Source organism: Herbiconiux daphne, from assembly GCF_024979295.1.
GTDB lineage: Bacteria > Actinomycetota > Actinomycetes > Actinomycetales > Microbacteriaceae > Herbiconiux > Herbiconiux daphnes.
In genome coordinates this window covers 1-546 of the sequence record NZ_JANLCJ010000715.1, presented here as the reverse complement: position 1 = coordinate 546, position 546 = coordinate 1, and the positions used below count along the sequence as shown (strand labels likewise).

Sequence of the window (546 nt, the reverse complement as noted above, 5' to 3'; positions counted from 1 at the left end):
AAATCGGTTCTGGAAGTGGTTCAGCAAACCAACCTAAGCCGTACAAAATTTCCGCTTTTGTGAAATCATAGCAATTTCTGAAAATCTCCCAATCTATTGAAGTTCCTTGAAATTCAATATATTCGGCGTAAGCTATCCGTCCATTGGAAGACTTAATATTTTCACTTACCATTAAGCGAGATTCAGATAAATAATAATCTGGAACGCCTTCTTTTGGTGAAATATTATGAACAGCAAAACGGCATAGGTAAACTTTTGGAAATTCGTCCGAAAATCGGTTGGCGGTATCTCTTTCAAGTTCTGCTAGTGTAAAATCGCTATACAGATTGAAATGAGCGCCAACGGGATATAATTCCGATAAGATAACAGTTGGATAACTTGACGTAAGGTCTTGACTTTCCACGTTTTCAATGGTTTCACCTGTTTTGTTCGGATTTGAGTGAGTATAACCGCCCATAAATGAGCGAATCATGAATTCAAATTCGTTAGGTGTTTTTCTGGAAGGTGAAATATACTTGCGCCGATATTCATTCTTTGCGTCCTTGG

At 37.9% G+C, this 546-nt stretch carries 1 protein-coding gene; it reads right to left on the bottom strand.

Features of this window, described 5'->3' with window-relative positions; translation table 11 throughout:
- Positions 1 to 546: hypothetical protein (locus N1032_RS27310; RefSeq protein ID WP_259543842.1), on the bottom strand; the 546-nt coding region annotated here is incomplete at both ends.